We start from the raw sequence: 22,272 nt of genomic DNA on the forward strand, positions 1-22,272 counted from the left end.
GGAATTCCTATTCGAGGGCGCTGGCCCCGCTGACAACTTCGATAATCTCGCGCGTAATGCTGGCCTGCCGCACCCGGTTCATATACAGGGTCAGCTTGTTGATAACGTCATTGGCGTTGGTGGACGCCGCATCCATGGCCGTCATGCGGGCCGCATGTTCCGCCGCCGCCGATTCCAGGAACGCTTCCAGAATCTGCAGCAGGATGTAGTTCGGCAGCAGCCGTCCCAGCATTTCGGCCGGAGGCTGTTCGAAGATGTAGTCCCGCTGGGGCGCGTCGTCCGCCTGCACCGCCATCGGCAGCAGCTTCTTCAGCGTGACCTTTTGCGTGAGCACGCTCTTGAACTCGTTGTAGAGCAGATAGACCGCGTCCACTTCCTCGTTCTTGAAGCGGTCGGTGATCTTGTCGGCCAACGCCTTGGCGTCGGCCAGCGTCGGGGCTTGCGAGATGCCCGTTATTTCGCCGCTCACTTTGACGGGCCGCCTGATGAAGAAGTCTCGTGCCTTGCGGCCGTAAAGCTCCATCTGTACTTCCTGGCCCGCATGTTCGGTCAGGAATTGCTGTGCCGCTTTGATCAGGTTGGAGTTGAAACCGCCGGCCAGGCCGCGGTCCGAAGTGATCAGGATGAACTGGATGCGCTTCTCTTCGCGAACGGCCAGCAGTGGATTCTCACCCACCCGCTCGTCGCCCGCGGCGGCAGCCGCCACGTTGCGTAGAATCTCGCCGGCCATGCGGGAATACGGCCGCGCATTGATCACGCGCTCCTGCGCGCGGCGCAGGCGGGCCGTGGCCACCATCTTCATGGCCTTGGTGATCTGCTGGGTGTTCTTAACCGAGCGGATCCGGCGGCGTATGTCGATCAAACTGGGCATGAAAACCTCGCTGGATCGGGCCTACTTGCCGGCCTTGCGTTCGGCCAGGAAGCGCTGCTTGAATTCCTTGAGCACCGCGTTCAGCCGCGCCTTGATGCCATCATCCAGGGCAGCCTTCTCGCGGATGTCTGTCAGCAGATCGGCGTGGCCATTCTCGACGAAGCGGTACAGACCGGCTTCGAACGGCAGGCACCACTCGACTTCCATGTCATCCAGCCAGCCGTTGGTGCCGGCATAGATGATCAGGATCTGCTTCTCGACAGGCAGGGGCTGATACTGGCCCTGCTTCAGGATCTCGGTCAGGCGGCGGCCGCGGTTCAACTGGGCCTGCGATGCCTTGTCGAGATCGGAACCGAACTGGGCGAATGCGGCCAAAGCGCGATACTGCGCCAAATCCAGGCGGAGCGAGCCCGCCACCTGCTTCATGGCCTTGGTCTGGGCATTGCCGCCGACGCGGCTCACGGAGATACCGACGTCCACGGCCGGACGCAGGTTCGAGTTGAACATGTCCGACTGCAAGAAGATCTGGCCGTCCGTGATCGAAATCACGTTGGTCGGAATGTATGCCGAAACGTCACCCGCCTGCGTCTCGATGAACGGCAGGGCGGTGAGGGATCCGCCGCCGAGCTTGTCGCTCAGCTTCGCGGCGCGCTCCAGCAACCGGGAGTGCAGATAGAACACGTCGCCGGGGAACGCTTCGCGGCCTGGCGGACGGCGCAGCAGCAGCGAGATCTCGCGGTAAGCGGCGGCGTGCTTGGAAAGATCGTCGTAGACGCACAGGGCGTGGCCCGCGTTGTCGCGGAAGTACTCGCCCATCGCGCAGCCGGAATAAGGAGCAATGTACTGCAGCGCGGCCGATTCCGACGCAGTGGCGGCGACCACGATGGTGTAATCCATGGCGCCGTAGTCCTGCAGCGTCTTGACCACCTGGGCCACCGTCGACCGCTTCTGGCCAATGGCGACATAGATACAGATGACGCCCTTGCCCTTCTGGTTGATGATGGTGTCCAGCGCAATGGCCGTCTTGCCGGTCTGGCGGTCGCCGATGATCAACTCGCGCTGGCCGCGGCCCACGGGGATCATGGCGTCGATCGCCTTCAGGCCGGTCTGCAGCGGCTCCTTCACGGGCTTGCGGTCAATCACGCCCGGGGCAATCCGCTCAATCGCAAAGAAATGCTTCGTGTCAATGGGGCCCTTGTCGTCGATGGGCTGGCCCAGCGCATTGACGACGCGGCCGACCATCGCCTCGCCGACCGGAACCGACATGATGCGGCCCGTACGGCGGACTTCATCGCCCTCGCGAATCGCGTACGCCTCGCCCAGAAGCACCGCGCCGACTTCGTCTTCGTCGAGGTTCAGGGCGATACCCGATACGCCGTGCGGGAACTCAATGAGTTCGCCGGCCATCACCTTGTCCAGGCCATGGACGCGGGCAATTCCGTCTCCGACCGTCACTACATAACCGGTCTCGGAGACCTGAACAGCTTTGTCGTAATTTTCAATCTCTTCGCGAAGTACGCGAGCGATTTCATCGGCACGAATCTGAGCCATACTTTCAGTTCCTTGTCAGGCCTCACTCGTGAGGCGGCGGCGAAGGCTGTCGAGCTGCCCCCTCACCGATCCGTCATACATCGTCGAACCCACGCGAACGGCCAGGCCGCCCACCAGTGTGTCGTCTAACTCATAAGCGCAACGCATCTGCTTGCCCGTCACCTGGGCCAGCGCCGCTTCCAGCGCCACTTTCTGCTCCGGAGTCAACGGCACCGCCGTCGATACCCGGGCCCGCACCAGACCCATGGCTTCGTCCAGCAGCGCCTGATAGCGCTCGCGGATCTCAGCCAGCAGGTTCAGCCGGCGGTGGCGTGTCACCACAAACAGGAAATTGCGGACAAATCCGTGCAGGCCCAGCAGTTCGGCTATCCGGCCAAGCACTTTCTGTTTCTGGGCATGTGGCACCGCGGGGGAAAGTAGAACGGTGTGCAGGTCGTGCGAACTTTTCAGGACAACGTCAAACTGCTCAAGCTGGGTGAGCGCTTCCTCTGACGTCGCCCCACTGCCGGGTTGCGAGATGGACTCAAGCAGCGCTTTGGCGTATTGATTTGCGATCGCGAGCGTTGACATCGTGCTCTTCCCTATCCTCGCAGCTCACGCGAATCGCCGAGATGCTGCGTAAAGCGGTCCACCAGAACGCCTTGAGTCCCCGCCGTCATGCGTGCGCGAATCTTTTGGCCAGCCAGGTCCAGCGCCAGTTTGGCGGCTGTGGCTTTGAGCTGCTGGGTGGCGAACTTTGCGGAGGAGGCGATTTCCTGTTCGGCGGTCTGCTCGACTTTCGCCAGCAACTGCTCCGTCTCCTTCTCGAGCCGGGCCGCTTCCGCTGCCAGTTCCGCGGCTGCCTTCTGGCGGATCGCGTTCACTTCTACCTGCAGTCCCGAGATGCGCTTATCCATCTCATCGGCCTGTACCTTCGCGGCTTCCGCACGGCGCGAAGCCTGGCTCATCCTGTCCAAAATCTGGTGCTGTTGACCCTTCAAGGCGGGCCCGCCGAACTTGATCGCCAGGAAACCCAGGCCAGCGGCCAGAATCGCGAAGTTTACCCACTTGGCGGGCAGCGTCGGATCGGAAGCCTCGTGGCCGGCCGCTTCATGGCCTTCCTTGGCAGGTTCAGCGTGTTCCTGGGCCCAGGCCGTAGCGCCGGCCAGCATCAGGAGGAGGGCTATCCGCTTCATGGGCCTACTGTACCTTTCCCGCAAGAACCAGGCCGGCAATCTCTTCCGCCAGACGGTCCGACTCGGCGGTCAGGCTCGCCGTGGCTTTCTCGACTTCGAGGGCCAGTTCCGCCTTCACCACGGCAACGCGCTCGCCCGCCTTGACGCGGGCCGCTTCGACAGCCTTAACCTGTTGATCTGCAAGGCGTTTCCGCCCGGCTTCCTGCTCTTTGTAGATCTCGGCCCGGGCATCGGCCAGGGAGTTCTCGTACGTGGCTAACTTCTCGTTCACCAGGGCTAGGGTGGCTTCACTGGCTTCTACGGCGCCTTCGGTCTTCTTCCGGCGTTCCTCGAGAACCTTTTCCATCGGCTGGAACAGGACCTTCTTCAGGAACCAATGTAGAAGAATGACGAGAACGAACGTAGGCAGGGCTCGGACGATGATCCCTTTAAGGGTTTCGAAAATCTGTTCCATGCTATCGGCGCCTTACCGGAGGATGTCTCGGTAATTCCGGGGGTGTGGAGGCGGGGGAGTGACTCTTAACCCCAAGCTTGTAGGCTAACACAACAATTTTGAACGGGTCAAACCCGCAAGCGATTGAAATTGAACCAGTGACATGCCAATTCGTAGGATTTGCGGATACGTTCCTCTGAACTGAATCCGAATCAGCAGGTCATGAATAGTAATGATATCTAAAGATAGCTTTTGACGTCAGTGTTGTTCCGCAGGCTGGACAAAAAAATACCCCACGCCGGGGTGCGGCGTGGGGTGTATTAGGGTTCGATGCCCTGAACTAGAAGTTCAGTCGCAGGGAGAGCTGGATCTGGCGGCTTGCGCCCAAGCCAACGTCTCTGGTAACGGTCGAGTTGGCGATACCAAACGTGCCGCCTGCCGCCGCGGCTGTAAACGGCTGGCCCGGCTGCAGTTGGTTGACGCCGGTACCCAGCGCGTTGTTCAAGCGGGCCGACGGATTGGAGAAGTTGGTTTTGTTGAAGAGGTTATACAGTTCGCCGCGGAACTCCATGTTCATCCGCTCGGTGAGGCGGAAGCGCTTCTGGAGGGTCATATCGAACTGGGTCAGGCTGGGCCCATGCAAAGCCCACCGGCCCAGATTACCGAACGAACCCGGCGTTGGGAAGGCGAATGCGGCCGGGTTCAGGAAATAGCGGCCGTCACTGCCGTGCAGGAACGGATCCACACCGGCCACAACATCTGGCCGCCGGTTGTTGCGGAAGGCGCCGCCGTACGGGTTGTTCACGACGGGCGTGGTCAACACCGTAGTTCCGGAAACCACCGGGTTCGAGACAATCTGGCCGGTGGAATTCACTTGGTACGCGATGTCGTTGCGGGCGATGGTGAGGTCGATGGGGAGGCCGGTGCGGGCATTCAGCACCCCGCCGATCTGCCAGCCGCCTGCGAGCAGGTTCACCAGCTTGTTGGAGTTGGCAAGGTACTTCCTGCCCGTGCCGATGGGCAACTCGTACAAAGCCGTGGCATTCACACTGTGGCGGATGTCGAAGGCGTTGTTGCCGCGATCGGCGCCGAAATTGAAGGGGTTCTGCGCGGTCTGGGCTTCGTTGGATCCGCCCGTGTTGCCCAGCGAGTGGCCGTAGGTCCACTGGCCGCCGATGGTCAGGCCCTGGTTGAACCGCCGCTGGACGGAAGTCTGAAGGGAATCGTAGTGGTCGGTACCGCCGCTGGTCTTGTAATCCATCTGTCCAAACCGTGAGCCGAGCTGGAGTTGCGGATTGCCGACACCTGTCGTTGGGTTCATCGTGACCCCGACGATGCCGTTGGTCCACGACCGCAGGAAGAGGTTGCGGCCCTGGCTGCCCACATAGGCCACGGTCAGCACCGTGTTGCCCGGCAGTTGCTGCTGGATAGACGCGGTGTAGCTGAGGACCTTCTCCGGCAGGGTGTAATCCACGGAATAGGCTCTGGGGGTGAATCCGGACAGATTGCTGGGGTTCGTGTTTGCGATGATCTGCTGGCTGTTGACCGGGAAAGCGGAGCCCGTGGGCGCGTTCACCGTAATACGGTCGCTATCAATGGGTTGGACTTGATCTTCCGTCTGGCCGGGGCCGAAGAAGTAGCCGGCGCCCAGGCGGAGCACCGTCTTGTTGTTGAACCGCGAAGGCGACCAGCTCAGGCCCAGCCGGGGACCCCAGTTGTTCTTCGAGCTCTTGTACCACGGCGTACCGGCCGGAGCGATATCCCCTCGCTCCACCTGGAAGAGGGTGTACAAGTTCTGGTCCTCATGCATTACTGAATAGTATTCGTAGCGCAACCCATAGTTAATGGTCAGGTTGGGCCGCAGGCGCCATTCATCCTGCGCATAGAAGACGTAGTAAGCCTGTTTGAGGAAGCGATTGGTGGCGATGCCGTTGTGGAGCGGATTGGGCGCGCTGACGTCACCGAGAATCTGAATGGTGCTGGGCCGGTTGGCCAGCAGGTCAGTCAAATTCGAGAAGGTGTAGGTGGTGCCGCCCAGGCGATCGGTGTAAAGGCGGATCGGCCGGACCTCCGCTCCGAACTTGAAGGTATGGTTGCCTTTCAAGTAAGAGAGGTTGTCGATGAACGACATTGTGTAGTTTGTGTAGGGCTGTGCGCGACCGTTCTGCGAGCTGTTGGACCGGATGAGTCCGCCCAGGCGGGCAGCTCCGGCCGAAGCGCCCTGGCCGCCGATCCCGGGAATCGCAACCGCGCCGGTGAAATCGATCGAGATCGGCGAAAAGTCGATGCCGTTCACTGTCGGGGCGATGCCGTTCAGGCGGGTCTTCGAGCCGTTGTAGCCAACCTTGGTCTCATTGATCAAATTGGACGAGAGCACCTGCTGCAGGCTGATCATGCCGTTTTGGGGGACGGCGGTGGTACGCTGCTGGCTGCCTGTAACATCCATTGGGCTCGAGAGATAGCCCTGGTCGCGAACATAGCGGGCAGAGAGGGAGTATTTGGGGCTGAGGGCGTAGTCGAAACGAATGCTGCCCGAGTATTCATCCAGGCTGGTGGAGGCGTTGAGTTGGGCGAGGTCCAAATCAGGATTGGCGGTGGATTGGGTACCGATGGGGAATGCATTCACGACCGGGGCGATGGTGGGGACGGCCCTCTGGCGGGCGGCCGCGCTGGGTACCGAACCCAGCAGGTTGATGCCGGCGCGCTGGCGCAGCGTTTCCAGGCTAGCAAAGTAGAACGCCTTATCCTTCTTGATCGGTCCGCCGACTGAACCGCCGAACTGATTCAGGCGGAGCGGTGATTTGGTGGTATCAAAGAAGTTGCGGGCGTCGAAGGAGTTGTTGCGGACGTATTCGAAGAGCGAGCCGTGAAGTTGGTTGGAGCCGGACTTGGTGACGACCGAAATCTGGCCGCCGGTGCCGGTACCGAATTCCGCGGGATAGTTGCTGGACTCCACGCGGAACTCCTGAACGGTCTCGAGGCTTGCCTGCAGCCTGAAGCCGGTAGAGGACTCACCGTTCAGGTTGCCGGGCGAGGCATCAATAATAGAGGATGCTTCCACGCCATCAAACCGGACGGCATTCTGTTGATTGGCGCGGCCACTGAACCGGATGTTGTCGTAACTGCCGCCGCCTGCGGTCTGGGCACCGGGCACCATCAGATAAAGTTGTGAGAGCTGGCGGCCGTTCAACGGCATATTGGCCACTTCGCGCTCGTTGATATTGGCGCCTACGCGGGCCGAACTGGTATCGATGACAACCAGGTCGCCGCTGGCAACTGTTACAGACTGTTGCATTTCCGCGGGAGCAAGGATGATGGCGATGGTGCGCTCCTGGCCGGCTGTGAGAGTGACCTGGCGGTACTGGGCGGAAGCCATGCCGCTGGACGAGGCGTCGATAGTGTAGACCGAAGGGGTGAGATTGGAGGCGACGAAGGAGCCATTGTCGGTGACGGTCACTTCGCGCACTGCGGCCGTTTTCTCGTTTTTAATCTTAATGATAGCGCCAGGAATGACGGCGCCGGACGCGTCGGTCACCGTGCCGGTGATGCGAGCAGCGTCGCCTTGAGCGAACAACAGACTGGCAGACAGTGCCAGAGTGAAAAGAAACCTCATGTTGAATAGCGTCACAGGCTTCGGTTACGATTCCGTAAATCTTGCGTGAACGTTGCGCAACCCGGCCAAGAATAATTCGATGGGCTTACAAAACAGAGAATGCCTGGCGAAACCACGAGGAAGTGGTGGCGGCTCTGCAAACAGTAGGTATCTGGCAAGATACCGCTAAATCTAGGGGTTGGCTTCCTGGCAAGCACCTTGTTTTGAAGATTATGTGCTTCCAGTTGACAGCGATTCATGAGGGTGTGTATCCTGGGAAGGTTTGAGGAGTTAGCTCTTCCTCTCTCAGCTACCCTTCCTGTGCCTGGCTAGTCCGGGCGAAACGGCGGGAAGCCGGCTGAGAGGCCGCCCCGAGGTTCCTTTAGACATAGCGCTAAACGGAGCATGGGCGTGTCCGAAGTGACCCTCTTGATTGGCGGGCACAGTGCCCGCTGCAACGGTTGATTTTTTCGAGGTTTTCGCCGGTTGACCTCTTCCGCGAGCAGGATCTGCGCGCGGATATTTGTTGTGTTCGCCGGTTGAGACTACGCTTCACATAGCTGCCCAAAGAGGATAGTTCGTGCCCACTTTCAATCAGCTTGTCCGTAAGGGACGCAGGCCCACCCGATATAAGACTGCCAGCCCCGCGCTGCAATCTTGCCCGCAGCGCCGCGGCGTTTGCACCCGTGTTTACACGACGACCCCCAAGAAGCCGAACTCGGCGCTCCGAAAGGTAGCTCGTGTGCGCCTGACCAATGGAATTGAAGTTACGACCTATATTCCCGGTGTTGGCCACAACCTGCAGGAGCACTCGATTGTGCTGATCCGCGGCGGTCGTGTGAAGGATCTGCCTGGTGTTCGCTATCACGTAGTTCGCGGCACGCTGGACACGGCTGGTGTGACCGGCCGCATGCAGAGCCGTTCGAAGTACGGCGCGAAGCGTCCCAAGGCGGGTGCCGCCAAAACCGCACCTAAGAAGAAGTAGTAGTAAGGATCTGAAGAGGAACGTATGCCCCGCAGAAGACGCGCTGAGATCCGCGAAATTCAGCCCGACGGCGTTTACAACTCGACGCTGGCCGAGAAGTTCATCAACTCGATGATGTGGGAAGGCAAGAAGACCACGTCCCAACGGATCTTCTATACCGCCATGGAAACGATCAAGGACCGGTCGAACGACGACCCCTTGAAGTTGTTCAAGAAGGCGGTAGAGAACTGCAAGCCTTTGCTGGAAGTCAAGACCCGGCGCGTCGGTGGTGCAAACTACCAGGTCCCGATCGAGGTTCCGAATAATCGCCGCACTTCGCTGGCGATTCGCTGGATCCTGACCGGTGCCCGCGCAAGGACCGACAAGAGCATGGCCGAAAAGTTGGCCAACGAACTCATGGATGCCGCCAGCCTTCGCGGCGCCGCGATCAAGAAGAAGGACGATGTCCACCGCATGGCGGAAGCCAACAAGGCCTTCGCTCACTACCGCTGGTAACTAAAAGGAGAATCGTAAGCTCAGCCGCCGCCGGAGCGACGACTAAATATGCCTCGCACCATCGCACTCGAGAAGATGAGAAATATCGGCATCATGGCCCACATTGATGCCGGTAAGACCACCACAACCGAGCGCATCCTCTATTACACCGGCCGCACCTATAAGATCGGTGAAGTCCATGAAGGTACCGCCACCATGGACTGGATGGTGCAAGAGCAGGAACGTGGCATCACCATCACCTCCGCCGCGACGACCTGCTCCTGGAACGATTACCAGATCAACATTATCGACACGCCAGGCCACGTGGATTTCACGGCCGAAGTGGAGCGTTCGCTCCGAGTGCTCGATGGTGCAGTTGCGGTTTTCGACGCGGTGGCTGGTGTCCAGCCTCAGTCGGAAACAGTCTGGCGGCAGGCCGATAAGTACGCTGTTCCGCGCGTTTGCTTCATCAACAAGATGGACCGCGTGGGCGCTGACTTCTTCCATGCCGTTGCCACGATTGAAGATCGCCTGCATGCCCGTGCGGTGCCGATTCAGCTGCCGGTAGGCGCCGAAGACCAGTTCAAAGGGATTATCGACCTGGTCACGATGAAAGCGCGCATCTGGCGGGACGAAACCCTGGGCGCCGCGTTCGACGATGTTGAGATTCCTGCCGACCTGCTGGAGCAGGCCAAGGAATACCGCGAAAAGATGGTGGAGGCGGCTGCTGAAGCCGACGACACCCTCATGGAGAAGTACCTGAACGGTGAAGCGCTGACGACCGCGGAGATCACCTCCGGGTTGCGCAAGGCGACCATCGCGCAGACGATCTTCCCTGTGATCTGCGGCACGGCTTTCAAGAATAAGGGTGTCCAGAACATGCTGGACTCCGTGGTCGACCTGCTGCCCTCGCCTCTCGACATCCCCCCGATCAAGGGCTACGATGTCGACGACCGGAGCATCGAGTTGGTCCGCCATGCGGATGACAGCGAGCCTTTCTCGGCGCTGATCTTCAAGATCATGACCGATTCGTTCGTCGGACAGCTGGCCTTCATCCGGGTTTACTCGGGCAAGCTGAACACCGGTGACACGATTCTGAATGTCAGCAAGGGCCGGCGCGAGCGCATTGGCCGTCTGGTGAAAATGCACGCGAACAAGCGTGAGGAGATCACCGAGATCTACGCTGGCGACATTGCCGCCTGCGTGGGCCTGAAGTCGGTCATCACGAGCGACACGATCTGCAGCGAAGAGCATCCGATTTCGCTGGAAGCGATTGAGTTTGCCGCCCCGGTGATCCAGTTGGCCATCGAGCCCAAGACGAAGGCCGACCAGGAAAAGCTGGGCATGGCGATTGCCAAGCTGGTGCAGGAGGATCCGACGCTGAAGGTGAACACGGACCCCGAGACCGGCCAGACGATTCTGTCCGGGATGGGCGAACTGCACCTCGAGATCATCGTCGACCGGCTGCAGCGCGAGTTTAATGTCGGGGCCAATGTCGGCAAGCCGCAGGTTGCCTATCGCGAAACGATTCGCAAGAAGAGCGACGGCGAAGGCCGGTTTGTGCGCCAGACGGGTGGGCGTGGCCAGTACGGTCACATCAAGCTGCACCTGGAGCCGACTCCGGACAAAGAGTACGAGTTCGTCAATGGCATTGTTGGCGGCACGGTTCCGAAGGAGTATATCGGACCTGCTGAAAAGGGCATCGTCGAGGCTTTGGAAGGCGGCATTCTGGCCGGCTTCCCCATGGCCAACGTCAAAGTGACGGTGTACGACGGCAGCTACCACGATGTCGACTCGTCGGAAATGGCTTTCAAGATCGCCGGTTCGATGGCGTTGAAAGATGCCGCTCAGAAGGCGAAGCCGGTTCTGCTGGAGCCGGTGATGAGCGTGGAAGTGGTCGTTCCGGACGAATACATGGGTTCGGTGAATGGTGACCTGATCAGCCGCCGCGGGCGTCTGGAAGGCATGGAGCTGAAGGGCAACACGCAGATTATCAAGGCGATGGTGCCGCTGTCCGAAATGTTCGGCTATGCGACGGAAATCCGTTCGCGGACGCAGGGCAGGGGCAGCTTCACGATGCACTTCGGACGTTATGAAGAGGCTCCTCAGTCAGTTACCGAGGAAGTAATCAACAAGATGAAGGGGCAGAGCCCCAGCTAGTTTTGAGCGCGCAGGAGACAGAAGGTCATGGCGAAAGAGAAATTTGATCGCAGCAAACCGCACGTGAATGTCGGCACGATTGGCCACATCGACCACGGCAAGACCACGCTCACGGCAGCAATCACGAAGACGCTGGCCAAGCATAACCCGAAGGTGCAGTTCCGCAGCTTCGATTCGATCGACAACGCGCCTGAAGAAAAGGCACGAGGTATCACGATCGCGGCGGCGCACGTGGAGTATGAGACGGCGAAACGTCACTACGCGCACGTGGACTGCCCGGGTCACGCGGACTACATCAAGAACATGATCACCGGTGCGGCGCAGATGGATGGCGCGATCCTGGTGGTGGCGGCTCCTGACGGGCCGATGCCCCAGACTCGTGAGCATGTCCTGCTGGCCCGCCAGGTAGGCGTACCGTACATTGTGGTTGCCCTGAACAAGGTCGACATGATGGACGACGCGGAACTGCTGGAACTGGTGGAGATGGAGCTGCGTGAGCTGCTTTCGAGCTACGGGTTCCCCGGCGACGACCTGCCGATCTGCCGTGTCAGCGCGCTGGGCGCGTTGAATGGCGAGCCGGAGTGGGAAAAGTCGGTGGACGACCTGATGGAAGCGGTCGACAGCTACATTCCGATTCCGCCGCGCGACGTGGACAAGCCGTTCCTGATGCCGATCGAAGACATTTTCTCGATCCAGGGCCGCGGGACGGTGGTGACGGGCCGAATTGAAAAGGGCCAGGTCAAGGTGGGCGAGGAAGTCGAGATTGTGGGCTTCCGCGACACGCGCAAGACGGTGGTAACGGGCGTGGAAATGTTCAAGAAGCTGCTGGACAGCGGCATGGCGGGCGACAATGTCGGCCTGTTGCTGCGCGGCATCGACAAAGACGACGTGGAGCGTGGTCAGGTGCTGGCGAAGCCGGGCTCGATCAAGCCGCACGCGAAGTTCCGCGGTGAAGTGTACGTACTGTCGAAGGAAGAAGGCGGCCGTCATACTCCGTTCTTCAAGGGTTATCGTCCGCAGTTCTACTTCCGCACGACGGATGTGACGGGCGTGATGGAATTGCCGGAAGGCACGGAGATGGTGATGCCTGGCGACAACGTCACGGTGGGTGTGGAACTGATCACCCCGGTGGCGATGGACAAGGGATTGCGCTTCGCGATTCGTGAAGGCGGCCGCACGGTCGGCGCCGGCACGGTATCGGAAGTGGTTCTCGACTAGCTAGCCCGAAAGGCGGCGGGCCGGAAGACGCGCCCGCCGCCAGGGAAATAAAGAAGATGCTCACGAAACGTATTCGAATTCGGTTGAAGGCCTACGATCATCGCCTGCTCGATCAGAGCACGACCGAGATCGTGGAAACGGCCAAGCGGGCTGGTGCCCGCGTGGCGGGGCCCATTCCACTGCCCACAGTGCGGAACAGTTACACCGTGAACCGTTCGCCGCACGTGGATAAAAAGTCCCGTGAACAGTTCGAGATCCGGACGCACAAGCGTTTGCTGGACATCCTCGAACCGACGCAGGACACCGTGGACGCGCTGAGCAAGCTGGATCTGCCGGCTGGCGTGGACGTGGAAATCAAGGCCTACCACAAAGGGGCGAAGTAAGCCGAACACGCTTACCCAGCCCGAGTGAGGACGCGAGATTAGACCGCTGGACCGGGCCGAAGCTGCAAGCAACGGTCGCTGGAGGCGGGTGCAGGGAACTGAGGGAATATGAGCCCAGGAATTATCGGCAAAAAGATTGGGATGACACAGGTCTTCCGGCCCGACGGGCAGGTGGTGCCCGTGACTTTGCTCAAAGCGGGACCCTGTGTGGTGGTTCAGCGCAAGACGCCGGCCACCGACGGATATGACGCCGTTCAGTTGGGTCTGGTCGAATTCGCGAAGAAGCCGAACAAGCCGATGGCCGGCCATCTGAAGAAGGCCAGCGCCGACGGCGTTAAGTACACTCGCGAATTTAAGCTCCGGCCCGGTTCGGGCGACCCGAAGCTGGGCGACCGCGTCTTGGTGGATCAGTTTAAGCCCAAGGACAAGGTGGACGTAACCGGCGTGAGCAAGGGCCGTGGATTCGCAGGCGTCATGAAGCGCCACGGATTCGGCGGCGGCGACAACACGCACGGGTCGATGTTCCACCGCGCACCGGGTTCCATCGGCGCATCGAGCTTCCCGTCCCGCGTTTTCCCCGGCACCCGCATGGGCGGCCAGATGGGCGACGTGAATGTGACGGTACGGAATCTCGAAGTGATCGATGTTGACACCGAGGACAACGTACTGATGGTCAAGGGGGCGGTGCCCGGACCGAATGGCGCTTACGTCATTGTGCGCCGCGCGAAGAGGTAACTAGCCATGCCAAAAGTTGACGTTGTTGATCTGAAAAATACGAAGGTGGGCGAGGTCGAACTGGCCGATGCTGTGTTCGGTGCCCCCGTCAACGAGAATCTGATATACGAGAGCGTGCGCCATCACCTGGCGGGCGTCCGCAGCGGCACGGCCAAGACGAAGGTTCGTCGTGAAGTGGCAGGTTCCGGCAAGAAGCTGTGGCGGCAAAAGGGTACCGGCCGAGCGCGCGTCGGTTCCGTCCGTTCTCCGCTGTGGCGCCATGGTGGTACGACGCACGGCCCGGTGCCGCGCGACTACTCCTATCGCCTCAACAAGAAGATGGTCCAGGGCGCACTGCGTTCGGCCCTGACGGCCAAGCTGCGCGACGGTGAGCTGAAGGTTGTGTCTGAGTGGAATCTTGCTGACGCCAAGACTAAGGTCATGGCCGAAGCGCTGAAGAATCTACAGGCTGACCGCAAGGTTCTGCTGGTGAGCACGAACGACGCGAACCGCAACCTGGAGCTCGGCAGCCGCAATTTGCCGGGTGTGAAACTGGTAGCGACCCAGGACGTGACGACTTACGACCTGCTGGCGCACAAACACGTTGTTTTAAGCGAGGCAGCCGCGAAAAAGCTGTCGGAGGCGTTGGCCTAATGAACCGCTACGAAGTCATTGTGCGCCCCATTGTTACGGAAAAGGGCGTCGGGAAGAAGGATACAGAGAGCACTCTCTGCTTCCAGGTTCATCCCGAAGCGACCAAGACAGACATCAAGGGTGCGGTGGAATCCCTCTTCAAAGTGAAGGTGGAAGATGTCCGTACCGCAACGTTCGAAGGCAAGCTGCGCCGCCGTGGCCGTTACGCCGGCTACCGCGGTGATTGGAAGAAGGCCTATATCCGCCTGAAGCCGGGCCAGAAGATGCCGGAGTACGCGGAGCTCTAAAGGGAGGCCGAATCAACCATGCCGATTAAATCATTTCGTCCTACCACTCCGACCAAGCGCTTCCAGACCGTTGTTACCCGCGACGAAATCACGAAGCAGACGCCTGAGAAATCGCTGACCACGGGTACTGTTGCCAAGTCCGGCGGGCGCAACAACAAGGGCCACCTGGTTATCCGGTTCCGTGGCGGCGGGCACAAGCAGACTTACCGCATCATTGATTTCAAGCGCAACAAGCACGGGATTCCGGCCAAGGTTGCCGCGATCGAATACGATCCCAACCGTACTGCCCGCATCGCCCTGCTGCACTATGTGGACGGGGAAAAGCGATACATTCTCTGCCCCGTGGGTTTGGAGATTGGCCGCACTGTCCTGTCCGGCCCCCAGGCCGACATTCTGGTGGGCAACTCGCTTCCCCTGGAAAACATCCCGGCCGGCACAATTGTTCATAACATTGAGCTGCGGCCTGGCAAGGGTGGGCAGATGGCGCGTTCGGCCGGTGCATCGGCGCAGCTGGTTTCCCGTGAAAGCGGGATGGCGCTGCTGAAGCTGCCTTCGGGCGAAGTGCGCCGTGTGATGACTTCCTGCTACGCGACAATCGGCCAGGTGGGCAACCTGGACCACGAGAATGAGTCGTTGGGCAAGGCCGGCCGCAACCGTTGGAAGGGCGTGAAGCCCCACAACCGCGGTGTCTCCATGAACCCGGTAGATCACCCCCACGGTGGTGGTGAAGGCCGTACCTCCGGTGGCCGTCACCCCGTGACGCCCTGGGGCCAGCCGACACGCGGTTTCAAGACGCGCAACAACAAGCGGACGGATCAGTACATTGCCACGCCGCGGTCGAAGAACAAGTAAGCGATAGGGATTTAAGACCATGAGCCGTTCACTGAAAAAAGGGCCGTTCACCGATGGGCACCTCCTGACTAAGGTGGTGGCGATGAACGAGAAGAACGAGAAGAAGGTTGTCCGGACCTGGTCTCGGCGTTCGACGATCAGACCGGAATTCATCGGCCACACCCTCGCCGTTCATAACGGCAAGAAGTTCATCCCCGTGTACGTCACGGAAAACATGGTGGGGCACAAGCTGGGCGAGTTCTCCCCCACCCGCACCTTTAAGGGGCATGCCGCGAAGGCCGACAAGTCCGGCAAGCCGTCCTAAAGAGCGCCGCGGGAAGGGAAAGGAATCAAGGATATGGAAGCGAGAGCGGAAGCCAGATTCATTCGAGTGTCGGCGCAGAAGGCGCGGCTCGTAATCGACCTGATCCGCGGCCGTAAGGCCGGGGACGCGATTACGATTCTGCGGACCACCAACAAGCGCATTGCGCCAACGGTGGAAAAGGTTCTGCGGTCGGCCATTGCCAATGCGGAAAACCGCAATACTGACCTCGATGTCGACACCTTGTTTGTCATTGAGGCCTATGTCAACGAAGGGCCGCGCCAGAAGAGGGTGCGCCCCGCACCGATGGGCCGCGCCTACCGGTATCAACGCCGGACTTCCCACATCGTGGTGAAGGTTGGCGAAAAGAACGCCGAAGCGGCGCTGAGTCAGAAATAAGCGGAGATACGAGAAGCGCATGGGTCAGAAAGTTCATCCCTACGGTTTCCGGTTGGGCGTCACCAAAAACTGGCGCTCTCGCTGGTTCGCCACCCAAGATTACGCGAAGCTCCTCCATGAGGACCTCGAGCTGAAGGAGTCGCTCCGCGAGCGGCTGAAGGCGGCGGGTGTCAGCTCGGTGGAAGTGGAGCGCCCGGGCGGCTCCAAGCTCCGCATCACCATTCACACTTCACGTCCAGGCCTGATCATCGGCCGCAAGGGCGCGGAGATTGAGAAGCTGAAGACGGAGTTGGCTCAGAAGACAAAGCGTGAAGTGTTCATCGACATCCAGGAAGTTCACAAGCCTGAGATGGACGCGCAACTGGTGGCGGAGTCAATTTCTCTGCAGCTCGAAAAGCGCGTAGCGTTCCGGCGTGCGATGCGCAAGGCCGTGGAAAGCGCTCTGCGTTTCGGTTGCAAGGGTATCAAAGTGCGCGTGTCGGGGCGTCTGAACGGTGCCGAAATCGCACGAAGCGAATGGTACTTGCAGGGACAACTGCCGCTGCACACCCTGCGCGCCGATATCGATTATGGTTTTGCCCAGGCGTACACGACCTACGGTGTAATTGGTGTGAAGTGCTGGGTGTATAAGGGTGAGGTTTCGACCGACGGTTTCTCGCGCCGCACGCGGACTGATGAGCCAAGGCGGAATCCGCGCGGCGACCGTGGGGATCGTGGTGACCGTGGCGATCGGCGTGAACGCCGGCCGTCTGGTGATCGCGGCGATCGCGTGGAGCGCAATAACGCTCCGGCGCCGATCACGGTGAGTGCGGACGCGGCTCCGGTGCAGGCTGCACCGCCGGCTGCGAGCAGTGTTGTGCCCCCGGTGGCGCAGCCTACGGCTCCCAGCTGGAAGCCGGAACCTGAGGCCCAGACCCCGGCCGGCGAAACCGCCGCCGAGTAAGGGACACGAGTTTAGTCAGGGAGATTACGACCCATGTTGATGCCGAAGAAGGTTAAGTATAGGAAGCAGCAGCGCGGCCGTCGCGCCGGCAAGGCGTGGCGCGGCTCAACGCTGTCATTCGGCGATTTCGGCCTGAAGGCCATGACGGTGGGCTGGGTGACGGACCGGCAGATTGAAGCGGCTCGTATTGCAATGACACGCTTTATCAAGCGTGGCGGCAAAGTGTGGATTCGCCTCTTCCCGGACAAGCCGATCACGAAGAAGCCCGCTGAAACGCGTATGGGTAAGGGCAAGGGCGCACCGGAGCAGTGGGTGTGCGTCGTTCGCCCTGGCAAAATCATGTTCGAGATGGAAGGCGTGACGCAGGAATTGGCCGCCGAGGCAATGCGTCTTGCGGCAATGAAGCTGCCCATCCGTACGAAGCTGATTACCCGCGAGGACACGGTTGGTTAATCCGGGTGAAAGGCTAAGCCGGAACAAGGAACTATCGCTATGAAAGCGGAAAAGATTCGGGAACTCGACGAGAAGGAATTGGCCTCCAAGGTCAAGGAAATGGAAGAGCAGCTCTTCCGGCTCAAGTTCCAGATGTCCATGGGGCAGATGGAAGGCCTGAAGAAGTACCGCGAGCTGAAGAAGGATCGGGCGCGCATCTACACGGTGCAGCGCCAGCGCCAACTGAAAGCCGCTGGGGAGGCAAAGTAACTCATGGCCGAAGTGCAAGCCAACCACAAAAACGAGAAGGTGGGCGAGGTCGTTTCGACCAAGATGGCCAAGACCATCGTGGTGCAGGTGACACGACGCGTGCCGCACCCCCTGTACAAGCGAATTGTGTCGAAGCGCAACAAGTTCTACGCGCACGACGAGGACGGGACGGCGAAGGTGGGCGACGTGGTGCGCATCATCGAAAGCCGGCCGTTGAGCAAGTTGAAGCGCTGGACCCTGGGCGAGATCGTTCGCCGCGCGGTGGACACCAGTGTTGCGGGACTGGCGGAGTAGCCGCAGGCCGGCAAGGTTTTAGAAGGGAAACGAGGATACTGCCATGATTGGAATGAGAACAATCCTCGAGGTGGCCGACAACAGCGGCGCCCGTAGGCTGAGCTGCATTCTGCCCCGCGGTGGCGATAAGGGCCTGCAAGCGGGCCTGGGTGACGTGATCACCGCGGCTGTTAAAGAGGCCGCCCCGGACTCCAACATTAAGAAGGGGAAGGTCGTCCGTTGCGTAATCGTACGCATGCGCAAGGAAACACGGCGCAAGGACGGCACCTATATTCGCTTCGATTCGAACGCGGCTGTGCTGGTCAACGACCTCGGCGAGCCTGTCGGCACCCGCGTCTTCGGTCCCGTCGCGCGCGAATTGCGCGACAAGAAGTTCATGAAGATTGTGTCGCTCGCTCCGGAGGTAATCTAACCATGGCGGGCCGTCTGGCAAACCGGCATAACGAGCCGAAAGAAGTAGTTAAGATCCGCTTCCGCAAAAACGACACCGTGAAGGTGATTGCGGGCAAGGATAAGGGTAAGGTTGGGCGCGTTCTTGAAGTGAACCGTGAGACCGGCCGCATTCTGGTGGAAGGTGTGCAGATGTCAAAGAAGCACATCAAGCCGAATCCGGGCCAGGGTATCAAAGGCGGCATCGCCGAACGTGAATCCCCCATCCATGCTTCGAATGTCATGATCGTGACCAACGATGGGCACACCTCCCGCATCGGGGTCAAAGTAGAGACTGTCGGCGGCAAAACCCGCCGTGTTCGTATCGCCCGCAAAACCGGCGAGACCCTCGACAAGAAGTAGAACGAGGAAACGCTGAGAGGAAGCTTCAAGCAATGGCAACGAAGGCGAGACTGAGAGATTTATACGTGACCACGGTGGTCCCGGCGCTGACGAAGGAGTTCAATTACTCCAACGTGATGGCCGTCCCGAAGTTGGAGAAGGTTACGGTCAACATCGGACTGGGCGAAGCGACGCAGAATCCCAAGATGGTTGACGGTACAGTCAACGAACTGGGCTCGATCGTCGGCCAAAAGCCGGTCGTGACCAAGGCTCGGAAGTCCATCGCGGCATTCAAACTGCGCGAAGGAATGTCGATTGGCACCATGGTGACGCTGCGCGGCGACCGGATGTACGAGTTTCTCGACCGGTTGATGAACGTGGCGCTGCCCCGTGTGCGCGACTTCCGGGGCGTATCGACAAAGAGTTTCGATGGCCGCGGCAACTATACCCTGGGTATCAAGGACCAGTTGATCTTCCCCGAGATCGACTACAACAAGGTCGAGAAGACCAAGGGCATGAACATCTGCATCACGACCACGGCTCAGACCGATGCCGAGGCGAAGGCGCTGCTGAAGTTGCTGGGGATGCCGTTCCGGCAAAACTAGGCCAGGCGAATAAGGAGCTAGATAAGAATGGCGACCACGGCGAAAATTGCCAAGGATAACAAGAAGCCGAAGTTTGCGATCCGGCACCGCAATCGCTGCAAGCGCTGCGGCCGGCCTCGGGGCTACATGCGCAAGTTCGAACTGTGCCGCATTTGCTTCCGCCTGCTTTCGCTCGCCGGGGAAGTCCCGGGCGTGACGAAGTCGAGCTGGTAAGCCCCCTCCGTTGGATCCAATCGGCGCAGCTGGCTGGTAGAGAACCCGCCAAAGCACGCCGGAGTGAAAGCAATAGCTTAAGGACGACAGGAAGAGTTTAAGTCATGGTTTCCGATCCCATCGCCGACATGCTCACACGTATCCGGAACGGCATGAAAGCCAAGTTCCCGAAGGTGGACGTACCGGCCTCGAAGCTGAAAACCGAGATTGCCCGCATTCTCAAGGATGAAGGCTACATCCTCAACTACAAGATTGTGGATGAAGGCAATCACAAAGCGATCCGCGTGTACCTCAAATACACGGCGGCCAATCAGCCGGTGATTTCGATAATTGAGCGGGTTTCCCGCCCCGGCTGCCGCGTCTATGTGGGCAGTGACGAGATTCCGAAGGTGCTAGGTGGTCTGGGGATTAACATCCTGACCACGCCGAAAGGCCTCCTGACGGGTAAGGCTGCGCGCAAAGAAGGCGTGGGCGGCGAGATTCTCTGCCAGGTCTACTAGACCGGCCGGATTTATTCAAGTCTGGAAATCTACAGGTTTCCTGGAAAGCGGACTGGAGTTAAGGAATGTCACGAGTTGGAAAAAAACCTATCCCGCTGCCGACCGGCGTCAAAGTGACGCTGGGCGCCGAGATGAAGGTGGAAGGTCCCAAGGGTAAGCTGATGGTGCCGATCCCCCACGGCGTGCGCATCGAAAAGAACGATGCGGTACTCGACGTGAAGCGGGATGGGGATCAATACGCGGCCCTGCATGGTTTGACGCGGGCTTTGGCCTCGAACGCGGTGACCGGAGTCAGCGCCGGATTCACCCGCGAGCTCGACATCGTTGGTATCGGCTACCGCGCTGAAGTAAAGGGTAGCGTCGTTGTATTCGTGCTGGGCTATTCGCACCCGATTGAGTTCCTGTTGCCGCCCGGCATTGACTGCAGGGTGGACAAGAATACGCACCTGGTGCTGACCAGCATCGACAAGCAGGCTCTTGGTCAGGTTGCGGCAAACATCCGCGCGTTGCGCCCGCCGGAGCCCTACAAGCAGAAGGGTATCCGCTATACGGGTGAAGCTGTTCGCAAGAAGGTCGGCAAGACCGGCGCGGGCGGAAAGTAGTCGCGGGAGGGTATTGAAAAATGAAGCGCTCCATCGATAAAGATTCGCGTCGCCGGCGGATTCACGTCCGGATTCGCGAGAGGGTGAAGGGTACGCAGGAGCGGCCCCGCCTGGCGGTATTCCGCAGCCTGAAAAACATCTACGCGCAGGTGATCGACGACCGCGCTGGCCGCACCATCGTTTCAGCCTCAAGCTCCGAAACGAACGCGACCGCGACTGGTGGCAACCTCGCCGGAGCCAAGGAGATCGGCAAGCTCGTCGCCGAGCGCGCCAAGGCACAAGGCGTCAGCAAAGTGGTCTTCGACCGCGGCGGTTATCTGTACCACGGGCGCATCAAGGCTTTGGCCGATGCTGCCCGGGAAGCCGGACTGGAGTTCTAACCATGGCAGCCGTTCCTGTTAAGAAAATCGATCCGAAGGCCTTCAACCTGAAAGAACAGGTTGTCAGCATCAACCGCGTGACCAAAGTGGTCAAGGGCGGTAAGAACCTCAGCTTCTCGGCCTTGGTGGTGATTGGCGATCCGGACCAGCGAGTGGTTGGTTTCGGCACCGGCAAAGCGAAGGAAGTTCCTTCGGCCATCAAGAAGGGCATCGAGGCGGCCAAGAAGAACCTGCATCATGTGAACACCGTGGGCAGCAGTATTCCCCACGTCGTGCTCGGTAAGTTCGGCTCCGGCGCAGTGCTGCTGAAGCCGGCCCCGGAAGGTACAGGCGTGATTGCCGGCGGCCCGGTGCGCGCCGTCATCCAGGCAGCTGGAATTCACAACGTGCTGACCAAGTCACTGGGCACCCACAACCCTCATAATGTTGTGAAGGCGACCATTGCTGCTCTCGACCAGCTCCGCGACAGGGCGGCAGTGGCTGAGCTGCGCGGGTTGGCTGTGGAGAATCTCTAACATGGCTGCCACAATCAAAATCATGCTGATTTCCAGCCCGATCGGTAGCCCCGAGAAGCACAAGCGGATTGTGCGGGCGATCGGACTGCACAAGATCAACCAGGTGGTCGAGAAGCCGGATACGCCGAGCTTTCGCGGGATGGCTATCAAAGTGCCCCACCTGCTGAAAGTCGTCTCCGAGTAAGGGAATAGGATTGCCATGAACCTCAGCGAAGTAAGACCGCCAAAGGGGCAAGTCAAGACCCAGCGCCGCGTTGGACGCGGTATGGGTTCCGGTCGCGGTAAGTACTCCGGCCGCGGCGCGAAGGGCGCCAAGTCGATCAGCGGCTACTCCAAGATGCGCGGCTTTGAAGGCGGCCAGATGCCGCTGCACCGCCGCCTGCCGAAGCGTGGCTTCTCCAACGCCATCTTCAAGAAGGAGTATGCCGTCATCAATGTTGGAAACCTCGAGAAGCTGGAAGGCGACACCTTTACGCCCGCCAGTCTCAAGGCGGCAGGTATCATCAAGAAGTTGGGCGATGGCCTGAAGGTCCTGGCCAACGGCGAACTGAAGCGCGCTATCACTGTGGAAGCGCATCTCTTCTCTGAAGCCGCTCAAGAAAAGATCAAGGCCGCCGGCGGCACCGTCACGGTGATCCCTCCGAAGGTCCGCCAGGAAAAGCCCGCTAAGTAGTCGTTTTCGGGAAGCGCCGCGTGCC

General features: G+C 60.1%; 30 protein-coding genes and 1 pseudogene. 25 read left to right on the plus strand and 6 right to left on the minus strand.

Annotation, left to right across the window (positions count from 1 at the left end):
- Positions 1-7 precede the first annotated feature (7 nt).
- From atpG to ACR9Y2_RS09460, 6 genes are all read right to left on the minus strand, one after another.
- Positions 8-871, minus strand: coding sequence for an ATP synthase F1 subunit gamma (gene atpG / locus ACR9Y2_RS09435; RefSeq protein WP_435040895.1), 864 nt, complete (start codon positions 869-871; stop codon positions 8-10).
- A gap of 21 nt (positions 872-892) precedes the next feature.
- Positions 893-2,422, minus strand: a complete 1,530-nt coding sequence (atpA, locus tag ACR9Y2_RS09440) for a F0F1 ATP synthase subunit alpha (protein ID WP_435040897.1) — start codon at positions 2,420-2,422, stop codon at positions 893-895.
- A 15-nt stretch (positions 2,423-2,437) separates the two neighbouring features.
- Positions 2,438-2,992, minus strand: coding sequence for an ATP synthase F1 subunit delta (atpH, locus tag ACR9Y2_RS09445; RefSeq protein ID WP_435040899.1), 555 nt, complete (start codon positions 2,990-2,992; stop codon positions 2,438-2,440).
- Between the two features lie 11 nt (positions 2,993-3,003).
- Complete coding sequence (locus tag ACR9Y2_RS09450; RefSeq protein WP_435040900.1) at positions 3,004-3,597, minus strand: F0F1 ATP synthase subunit B family protein; 594 nt, start codon at positions 3,595-3,597, stop codon at positions 3,004-3,006.
- Positions 3,598-3,601: 4 nt separating this feature from the next.
- A complete protein-coding gene (locus tag ACR9Y2_RS09455) occupies positions 3,602-4,051 on the minus strand; it encodes an ATP synthase F0 subunit B (protein WP_435040901.1) in 450 nt (149 codons plus the stop codon).
- Between the two features lie 319 nt (positions 4,052-4,370).
- A complete protein-coding gene (locus tag ACR9Y2_RS09460; protein WP_435040902.1) occupies positions 4,371-7,643 on the minus strand; it encodes a carboxypeptidase regulatory-like domain-containing protein in 3,273 nt (1,090 codons plus the stop codon).
- Positions 7,644-8,202: 559 nt separating this feature from the next.
- On the opposite strand from ACR9Y2_RS09460, the gene rpsL reads away from it, so the two are divergent.
- From rpsL to rplO, 25 genes and pseudogenes are all read left to right on the plus strand, one after another.
- Positions 8,203-8,607, plus strand: a complete 405-nt coding sequence (gene rpsL, locus ACR9Y2_RS09465; RefSeq protein ID WP_194447944.1) for a 30S ribosomal protein S12 — start codon at positions 8,203-8,205, stop codon at positions 8,605-8,607.
- Between the two features lie 24 nt (positions 8,608-8,631).
- Complete coding sequence (gene rpsG, locus ACR9Y2_RS09470; protein WP_194447945.1) at positions 8,632-9,102, plus strand: 30S ribosomal protein S7; 471 nt, start codon at positions 8,632-8,634, stop codon at positions 9,100-9,102.
- Positions 9,103-9,150: 48 nt separating this feature from the next.
- Positions 9,151-11,241 carry an elongation factor G gene (fusA, locus tag ACR9Y2_RS09475; RefSeq protein ID WP_435040905.1) on the plus strand — a complete coding sequence of 697 codons (2,091 nt, stop codon included), beginning with the start codon at positions 9,151-9,153 and terminating at the stop codon, positions 11,239-11,241.
- A 27-nt stretch (positions 11,242-11,268) separates the two neighbouring features.
- Entirely contained in the window at positions 11,269-12,459 is a 1,191-nt protein-coding gene (gene tuf, locus ACR9Y2_RS09480; RefSeq protein ID WP_435040906.1) for an elongation factor Tu, read from the plus strand.
- 56 nt (positions 12,460-12,515) lie between these two features.
- On the plus strand, positions 12,516-12,842 hold the full coding sequence (rpsJ, locus tag ACR9Y2_RS09485) for a 30S ribosomal protein S10 (protein ID WP_194447948.1): 327 nt from the start codon (positions 12,516-12,518) through the stop codon (positions 12,840-12,842).
- A gap of 108 nt (positions 12,843-12,950) precedes the next feature.
- The gene (rplC, locus tag ACR9Y2_RS09490; RefSeq protein WP_435040907.1) at positions 12,951-13,577 is read left to right on the plus strand and encodes a 50S ribosomal protein L3; all 627 of its coding nucleotides are present in this window, start codon (positions 12,951-12,953) and stop codon (positions 13,575-13,577) included.
- 6 nt (positions 13,578-13,583) lie between these two features.
- Positions 13,584-14,210 carry a 50S ribosomal protein L4 gene (gene rplD / locus ACR9Y2_RS09495; protein ID WP_435040908.1) on the plus strand — a complete coding sequence of 209 codons (627 nt, stop codon included), beginning with the start codon at positions 13,584-13,586 and terminating at the stop codon, positions 14,208-14,210.
- Complete coding sequence (locus tag ACR9Y2_RS09500; RefSeq protein ID WP_194447951.1) at positions 14,210-14,497, plus strand: 50S ribosomal protein L23; 288 nt, start codon at positions 14,210-14,212, stop codon at positions 14,495-14,497. Before rplD ends, ACR9Y2_RS09500 begins: the two co-directional genes overlap by 1 nt.
- A gap of 18 nt (positions 14,498-14,515) precedes the next feature.
- Entirely contained in the window at positions 14,516-15,349 is an 834-nt protein-coding gene (gene rplB / locus ACR9Y2_RS09505) for a 50S ribosomal protein L2 (protein WP_435040909.1), read from the plus strand.
- A 19-nt stretch (positions 15,350-15,368) separates the two neighbouring features.
- Entirely contained in the window at positions 15,369-15,653 is a 285-nt protein-coding gene (gene rpsS / locus ACR9Y2_RS09510) for a 30S ribosomal protein S19 (protein ID WP_194447953.1), read from the plus strand.
- Between the two features lie 33 nt (positions 15,654-15,686).
- Positions 15,687-16,049: a 50S ribosomal protein L22 gene (gene rplV, locus ACR9Y2_RS09515; RefSeq protein ID WP_435040910.1), complete on the plus strand. Its 363-nt coding sequence runs from the start codon at positions 15,687-15,689 to the stop codon at positions 16,047-16,049.
- A 19-nt stretch (positions 16,050-16,068) separates the two neighbouring features.
- Positions 16,069-16,689, plus strand: a pseudogene (rpsC, locus tag ACR9Y2_RS09520) (30S ribosomal protein S3); the annotation flags it as partial.
- Positions 16,690-17,025: 336 nt separating this feature from the next.
- Positions 17,026-17,445, plus strand: a complete 420-nt coding sequence (rplP, locus tag ACR9Y2_RS09525) for a 50S ribosomal protein L16 (RefSeq protein ID WP_194447956.1) — start codon at positions 17,026-17,028, stop codon at positions 17,443-17,445.
- A 39-nt stretch (positions 17,446-17,484) separates the two neighbouring features.
- The gene (rpmC, locus tag ACR9Y2_RS09530) at positions 17,485-17,694 is read left to right on the plus strand and encodes a 50S ribosomal protein L29 (protein WP_435040911.1); all 210 of its coding nucleotides are present in this window, start codon (positions 17,485-17,487) and stop codon (positions 17,692-17,694) included.
- Positions 17,695-17,697: 3 nt separating this feature from the next.
- Positions 17,698-17,988: a 30S ribosomal protein S17 gene (gene rpsQ / locus ACR9Y2_RS09535; protein WP_435040912.1), complete on the plus strand. Its 291-nt coding sequence runs from the start codon at positions 17,698-17,700 to the stop codon at positions 17,986-17,988.
- 43 nt (positions 17,989-18,031) lie between these two features.
- A complete protein-coding gene (gene rplN / locus ACR9Y2_RS09540; RefSeq protein WP_194447959.1) occupies positions 18,032-18,400 on the plus strand; it encodes a 50S ribosomal protein L14 in 369 nt (122 codons plus the stop codon).
- A gap of 2 nt (positions 18,401-18,402) precedes the next feature.
- A complete protein-coding gene (gene rplX / locus ACR9Y2_RS09545) occupies positions 18,403-18,780 on the plus strand; it encodes a 50S ribosomal protein L24 (protein WP_435040913.1) in 378 nt (125 codons plus the stop codon).
- A 32-nt stretch (positions 18,781-18,812) separates the two neighbouring features.
- The gene (gene rplE, locus ACR9Y2_RS09550; protein ID WP_435040914.1) at positions 18,813-19,364 is read left to right on the plus strand and encodes a 50S ribosomal protein L5; all 552 of its coding nucleotides are present in this window, start codon (positions 18,813-18,815) and stop codon (positions 19,362-19,364) included.
- Positions 19,365-19,391: 27 nt separating this feature from the next.
- Positions 19,392-19,577: a type Z 30S ribosomal protein S14 gene (locus tag ACR9Y2_RS09555; protein ID WP_194447961.1), complete on the plus strand. Its 186-nt coding sequence runs from the start codon at positions 19,392-19,394 to the stop codon at positions 19,575-19,577.
- Between the two features lie 104 nt (positions 19,578-19,681).
- On the plus strand, positions 19,682-20,077 hold the full coding sequence (rpsH, locus tag ACR9Y2_RS09560) for a 30S ribosomal protein S8 (RefSeq protein WP_194447962.1): 396 nt from the start codon (positions 19,682-19,684) through the stop codon (positions 20,075-20,077).
- Positions 20,078-20,142: 65 nt separating this feature from the next.
- Complete coding sequence (gene rplF / locus ACR9Y2_RS09565; RefSeq protein WP_435040915.1) at positions 20,143-20,679, plus strand: 50S ribosomal protein L6; 537 nt, start codon at positions 20,143-20,145, stop codon at positions 20,677-20,679.
- A 20-nt stretch (positions 20,680-20,699) separates the two neighbouring features.
- Positions 20,700-21,059, plus strand: coding sequence for a 50S ribosomal protein L18 (gene rplR / locus ACR9Y2_RS09570; RefSeq protein WP_435040917.1), 360 nt, complete (start codon positions 20,700-20,702; stop codon positions 21,057-21,059).
- Positions 21,060-21,061: 2 nt separating this feature from the next.
- Positions 21,062-21,574 carry a 30S ribosomal protein S5 gene (gene rpsE, locus ACR9Y2_RS09575; protein ID WP_435040918.1) on the plus strand — a complete coding sequence of 171 codons (513 nt, stop codon included), beginning with the start codon at positions 21,062-21,064 and terminating at the stop codon, positions 21,572-21,574.
- Between the two features lies 1 nt (position 21,575).
- On the plus strand, positions 21,576-21,758 hold the full coding sequence (gene rpmD / locus ACR9Y2_RS09580) for a 50S ribosomal protein L30 (protein WP_194447966.1): 183 nt from the start codon (positions 21,576-21,578) through the stop codon (positions 21,756-21,758).
- A gap of 15 nt (positions 21,759-21,773) precedes the next feature.
- Positions 21,774-22,247: a 50S ribosomal protein L15 gene (rplO, locus tag ACR9Y2_RS09585; protein ID WP_435040920.1), complete on the plus strand. Its 474-nt coding sequence runs from the start codon at positions 21,774-21,776 to the stop codon at positions 22,245-22,247.
- Positions 22,248-22,272: the final 25 nt, after the last annotated feature.

The organism is Paludibaculum fermentans (assembly GCF_051172195.1).
Classification (GTDB): domain Bacteria; phylum Acidobacteriota; class Terriglobia; order Bryobacterales; family Bryobacteraceae; genus Paludibaculum; species Paludibaculum fermentans_A.